The organism is Bradyrhizobium sp. INPA03-11B, from assembly GCF_040446015.1.
Lineage (GTDB): Bacteria > Pseudomonadota > Alphaproteobacteria > Rhizobiales > Xanthobacteraceae > Bradyrhizobium > Bradyrhizobium macuxiense_A.
The window spans coordinates 1-5,714 of record NZ_JASGSR010000229.1 but is presented as its reverse complement, the minus strand read 5'-3'; the positions used below and the strand labels follow the sequence as shown (position 1 = coordinate 5,714).

The following is a 5,714-nucleotide window of genomic DNA, read 5'->3' as shown; positions in this document are numbered from 1 at the left end:
CCTCAAACAGTTGCCGATAACGTTTCGGAGCGCGGCGTCTAACATGGAAGGCGCCAGTCAATTCGGCCTCCTGGTGCAGCCCGCGATCGATTGATGCGCGCATTGCACTCCAAATCCGGTCTAGCCCCGCGCTACCTCGTCGATCGGGCGACGCGCGCCCCTTCATTAGCTAGAACGATCTCATCGATTCGCACTCCGTGCGTAAGCGCTTAGCCGCAACCCTATTGATGCTGGCTTGACGTTTTGCGGAACCACCATGGCATGAGGTCTTCGATTCTGCTTTGGGGATGGCCGGCGATGATCGCCTCGAGCGTTTCGGCGATGTAAGCGACCGGGTTGACGTCATTGAGCTTGCAGGTCGCTACGATGGATGCGAGCAAGGCCCAATTTTCGGCCCCGACCTCATGACCAGCAAAGAGCGCGTTTTTCCTGGTCAAGCAGATCGGCCGGATCGCGTTTTCAACCGGATTGGTGTCGAGCTCGAGACGCCCGTCATCGAGGAAGCGTGTCAGTCCCGGCCAGTGATTGAGTGCGTAGCGGATGTCCTCGGCGAGCGTCGAGCCACTTGAGATCATCGACAGCTGCTTCTCGAACCATGGCTTCAACGCGCCAACGATGGGCAGCGAATGCTCCTTGCGCGCGGCCAGCCGGATGTCCGGGGATAGACCGCGGACCGTGGCTTCAATGGCGTAAAGTTGTGCGATCTGCCGGACTGCTGCCTCAGCGATCGGCGACTTGCTGTTGCGTACCAATTTGACGAAGCGCCGGCGCAGATGGCTCCAGCAATGCACGAGTGTCCACGGCCCTTGTGGTCGAGCCAGCTCCGAGAGCCGATCATAGCCGTCGCATTGCAGGAAGCGCCCGTTAAAGCCCGCCAGGAACTGCTCGGCAAAAGCGCCGCTGCGTCCGGCTGCATAGCGGAACAGCACGATCGGTGGACTTGGGCCGCTATGGCCGCGATCGTCGGAGGCGATCGCCCAGAAGTAGCCCTTCTTCGTCTCGCCGCGCCCGGGATCGAGCACCGGCGCTGTGGTTTCGTCCATGAACAGGCGATCCGCCGTGGCCAGATGGCGGCGCATATGATCCCCAACGGGCTGGAGATGGAAGCAGGCGCGGCCTGACCAGTTGCCCAGCGTAGCCCGGTCGAGCCGGATCCCTTGTCGCGCATAGATCTCGGCCTGACGGTAAAACGGCGTATGGTCGCCGAACTTGGAGACGATCACGTGCGCAATGGCCGCTTCGGTCGGCAGCCCGCCGGGCACGACATGGTCCGGCGCATGGGCCTGTACGACAGCGCCCGAGCAGCGACGGCAGACGTATTTCGGGCGGCGCGTGACCAAAACCCGCCATTGTGCCGGGATCACGTCAAGGCGTTTGCTGACGTCCTCGCCGATCTTCGTCATCGCGCCGCAACCGCACGGACAGAACGTGCTCGCAGGCTCGATGATCCGCTCCACCTGGGGCAAATGGGCCGGCAGGTAACCCCGATTGCGATGATGGTCTTGATCCGATCCGGCGCGTGATCGGCCCCTGATGATCGCCGCCGCCTTCTCCTGCGCCGCGTCCAGGACGCCTTGCGCGATCTCCACGTCTTCGAGCGGCAAGTGATATTGATCTGGCCGCAGCTTCTCGGACTTCGCTCCGAACTTCTCCCGGCGTAGTTCACCGAGAATGACCTCCAACCGACGCCGCGCTTCTTCCGACGTCGCCAGCGCCGCTTGATGCTCGCTCAACGCTGCTTGCGTTTGCGCCAAGAGCGCCTTCAGGCGTTCATTCTCGTCGCGAAGCGTCGCGGTGCTCATGCGCCATCTCGAGCACATCACCGCCGCCGGCGCCATGCCCAACTCGGCTCCGAGTCATTCTGCCGCAGTTATCCAGCGACCTGTGGACGCCGCGCTTCCTCCGGGCGAACCAACCGCCAATCCAGGCCCTCAAACAACGCCGCGAACATCGCCGGCGATATCCGCATCACGCCGTCCGCAATCTTTGGCCACACGAACTTGCAGCCCTCGAGGCGTTTGTGCACCAACACCAGGCCCGTTCGATCCCAGACCAGAATCTTGATCCGGTCCGCTCGTTTCGACCGGAACACGAAGGCTGCACCGCTGAACGGGTCGAGACCAAGCATCTCCTGCACTTTCGCAGCAAGCCCATCGTGGCCACAGCGGAAGTCGACAGGCCGCGTCGCGATATAAATCTTCAGCTCGGCGCCAGGTACAATCATCGTGACGCTCGCACCGCGCGGATCACCTGAGACAGTTGCTCCCCATCTATCGCTGCGTCCGTCCGCACGACGACATCGCCAATCGCAATCTCGAGCTTGATCGCCGGAACGTGATGCTCTTCTAACGGCCCTTCCACGACCAGCGGCGCAAACGGCGGCTGCAGAGCCTCGCACGACGGCAATTCGCCTCGCCGGCGAAAGCGTCGTCGCCAATCGTAAATCTGCCAGCGCGTCGCCCCGTGCTTGCGCGCCACCTCCGCCACCTGAGCGCCGGGCAGCAGACTTTCGGCGACGATCCAAGCACGCTCAGCCTCCGAACGTACGCGACGCCCCGACGGTCCCTCTAGCACTTCAAGCCGGCTGATCGACCCAACCGACGAGCCGTCCAAATGGACGTCCTTTTTGCTGTCCAATCCCATCCAAACCTCCGTTCAAACCCGGAGGCTTCTTCGCACACCTAACCTAACCCGGAACCCAGGGTATCGGCTTAGCGCTTATCTCCGTGCGAGGCGGCGATCGCGAGCAACTCCTGAGCGGAGCGGTAGGAGTAAGGCAACTCCGTCAATGTGTTCGATTGATTGCGTATGTCATCTTCGGCGATCACACACCCGCCGCCAACCGAATAGTAATCACGGCGGTAAAGATCGCCCGAGATGCATCACGGGCGCAAAAGCCCAATCCGTTCGGATGATACGGCAAGCGTCCGTTCTGGTAAAAAAGCAGGTGAGTATGTTACCGAAATTCGATAGCGCGCACTCCGAGCGGGGGCTGACAACCGCAGCGCCGAATCTCCTCAACCTGACCTATGGCCTTTTCCACCTCTATCGTATCCGGCTGCTCGCCGAGCAGTCCAACGAAGATGGCGCGATCCGTCGTATGCCCTCGGCCCGCAAGAGAACGCGAACCGAATAATTCCACCGTCACCTCGGTAATCCGATGGAATACGCCTCGAGTTTCTGCTTCCTACAGGAAGCGCCGCGCCGCGACCATTGGACCGACAGTATGGGAGCTCCACGGTCCAATGCCAATCTTGAAAAACTCAAAGACGCTGACAGGCACGGCTACTCCAATCTTCAGGCAAAGCAAAACGCATCATGCGCTGCTGCCGTTTCGGCGATCTGAGTTTGCGCCCATCAAACTCACTTCTTTGATGGAGGATCAATGAACGATTGGAAATGTGTGGAATTTGCGACGCGCACCGTTTTCCGGCCGCAGCTATGGACCGGGCGGCTGCTCACACATGTGAGCTGGATGCGGCTTGAATGAGAGAGAGACCCCATCTTTGCAGGATTACTGCAATGGCGGTGCAATCTACGCGTTCTTCTCGCGTCAACTCGCCCTATAGATCATCGTCTGCTGCTTGGTAGGGTTCACGTCTGTTGTTGAGCCCGAGCCACAGCGATCAAAAACTCACGATTGGACTCTGAATAGGGCCACCATGTCCGTTTCAAGGAAAGTGCAAGCGCATAAGCTCGAACTTGCCGGCGAAGTCGATAGGCTACTCACCGAATTGGGCGTGCCCCGAGCCCGCTACACGGAAGGAACGTTCGAGGTGCGGACGCCCATTACCGGTGAGATTATCGGACAGGTCCAAGAAACAGGCGTCAGCAGCGCCGTCGCGGAAATCGAAGCGGCAGATACAGCCTTTCGTGAGTGGAGACTAGTACCTGCGCCAAAGCGTGGCGAACTGGTGCGTCTGCTCGGCGAAGAATTCCGAGCCAACAAAGAAGCTCTTGGCCGACTGGTTTCGATTGAGGTCGGTAAAATTTGCTCGGAAGGTGTTGGCGAAGTTCAAGAAATGATCGACATCTGTGATTTCGCGCTGGGTCTCTCGCGCCAGCTCTACGGACTCACAATCGCGTCCGAACGTAACGAGAATCGGTTGATGGAAAGTTGGCATCCGCTCGGCGTCACCGGGATCATTTCATCGTTTAATTACCCCATCTCGGTTTGGGCGCTAAATGCGGCGCTCGCTCTCGTGTGCGGCAACAGCATCGTCTGGAAGCCGTCAGAGAAGACGCCATTGACGGCGTTAGCCACGCAGGCGCTGCTTGAACGTGCCTTGAAACGCTTCAATGAAGGCGGTGGGGCTGCGCCTGAAGGACTCTCGACTGTACTGTTTGGCCGCCGGGAGATCGGAGAAGTCCTCGTCAACCATCGAAATGTTCCAGTGGTGTCGGCCACGGGCTCGACTGAGATGGGACGCGCCGTTGGACTGGGACTCGCCAAGCGCTTCGCCCGTGCGATTCTTGAGCTCGGCGGCAACAGCGCCGCAATCGTTGCGCCGACTGCGGACCTCGATTTGACGCTACGTTGCGTCGCTTTTGCTGCAATGGGAACGGCGGGTCAACGCTGCACGACCTTGCGTCGCCTGTTTGTACACGAAGCCGTCTACGACACCTTGGTACCACACCTGAAACGCGCCTACGCATCGGTCGCGATCGGCAATCCACTCGATGCCAGCACGCTGGTCGGTCCGCTGATTGACGCAGCGGCGTTTCGCAGCATGCAAAGTGCACTTGAAACTGCAATAGCGGCCGGTGGCACGGTTCACGGTGGCGAGCGTGTAGCCATGGAGGAAGCGAGCGATGCCTACTATGTCCGTCCGGCGCTGGTCGAGATGACTGCGCAGAACGGCCCGGTTGAACACGAGACCTTCGCGCCCATCCTCTATGTCATGAAGTACAATGACTTTGACGCCGTCCTCGAACTGAATAACGCCGTACCGCAGGGTCTTTCGTCCTCAATCTTTACAAACGATTTGCGCGAAGCCGAAGTTTTCCTGTCCGCGCGCGGATCTGATTGCGGTATAGCCAACGTCAACGTCGGCCCATCGGGCGGAGAAATTGGCGGCGCGTTTGGTGGCGACAAGGAGACCGGCGGCGGGCGAGAATCGGGGTCTGATGCGTGGAAAGCCTATATGCGTCGAGCGACAAACAGCATCAACTATGGACGCGCGATGCCGGTTGCCCAGGATATCAAGTTTGACGTTGTATAGTGGGCGATGAAAGCAGGGGCCATTTCTTGTTTCTCGGCTGCTGGCCCATTTGTCGAAGCTGCGTGGCGTCGGAAACTTGGAGTGTAGGAGCGCGTCGGAAGTCCCTTAGGTTTTCTTTTGTTGCACGATCGGATGCCTCGCGGTTGATTGGACAGCTCCTCGTGAAGAATCCCAGCGCCGCCTCTTAGGATCGGTCACGCCGGCATGCTGCGGATTGAAGCATCGTTCTGTCGTCTGACAAACGTTTAGGAAGATCGGGAAGCGATAGTGACCAAGATGCAATGCTGATGTGTGCCCGCAATCGGGAAAGGGTCGGTTGCACGCTATATCCAGGTCGCTCAGCACTGAGAAGCCCTGCTTCATCGACAAAAGTCGGGGCGGCGAGCGCGGTTCAAGGTCCGATAGGCCACGTCCCTGGTGAGGGATTCTATACCCTGAATATCTTTCCGGGATTAAGAATGTTGTTAGGGTCGAGAGCCTGTTTTACGCGTT

The 5,714-nt window shown here is 59.5% G+C and carries 5 protein-coding genes and 1 pseudogene; 1 reads left to right on the top strand and 5 read right to left on the bottom strand.

What is annotated here, in order from left to right; genetic code table 11:
• Nucleotides 1–221: 221 nt before the first annotated feature.
• From QMZ05_RS40255 to QMZ05_RS40240, 4 genes and pseudogenes are all read right to left on the bottom strand, one after another.
• Nucleotides 222–1,802 carry an IS66 family transposase gene (locus QMZ05_RS40255; RefSeq protein ID WP_353705797.1) on the bottom strand — a complete coding sequence of 527 codons (1,581 nt, stop codon included), beginning with the start codon at nucleotides 1,800–1,802 and terminating at the stop codon, nucleotides 222–224.
• A gap of 68 nt (nucleotides 1,803–1,870) precedes the next feature.
• Complete coding sequence (tnpB, locus tag QMZ05_RS40250) at nucleotides 1,871–2,224, bottom strand: IS66 family insertion sequence element accessory protein TnpB (protein ID WP_353705796.1); 354 nt, start codon at nucleotides 2,222–2,224, stop codon at nucleotides 1,871–1,873.
• Complete coding sequence (locus tag QMZ05_RS40245) at nucleotides 2,221–2,643, bottom strand: transposase (RefSeq protein ID WP_353705795.1); 423 nt, start codon at nucleotides 2,641–2,643, stop codon at nucleotides 2,221–2,223. The genes tnpB and QMZ05_RS40245 overlap by 4 nt, the downstream gene beginning before the upstream one ends.
• Nucleotides 2,644–2,956: 313 nt before the next feature.
• Nucleotides 2,957–3,214, bottom strand: a pseudogene (locus tag QMZ05_RS40240) (serine dehydratase beta chain).
• Between the two features lie 448 nt (nucleotides 3,215–3,662).
• Here QMZ05_RS40240 and QMZ05_RS40235 point away from each other — a divergent pair.
• Complete coding sequence (locus tag QMZ05_RS40235) at nucleotides 3,663–5,222, top strand: aldehyde dehydrogenase family protein (RefSeq protein WP_353705794.1); 1,560 nt, start codon at nucleotides 3,663–3,665, stop codon at nucleotides 5,220–5,222.
• A gap of 427 nt (nucleotides 5,223–5,649) precedes the next feature.
• On the opposite strand, the gene QMZ05_RS40230 is transcribed toward QMZ05_RS40235, so the two are convergent.
• Nucleotides 5,650–5,714, bottom strand: a 65-nt coding sequence (locus QMZ05_RS40230) for an FAD-linked oxidase C-terminal domain-containing protein (RefSeq protein ID WP_353704214.1), incomplete at its 5' end; no start/stop codon positions are given.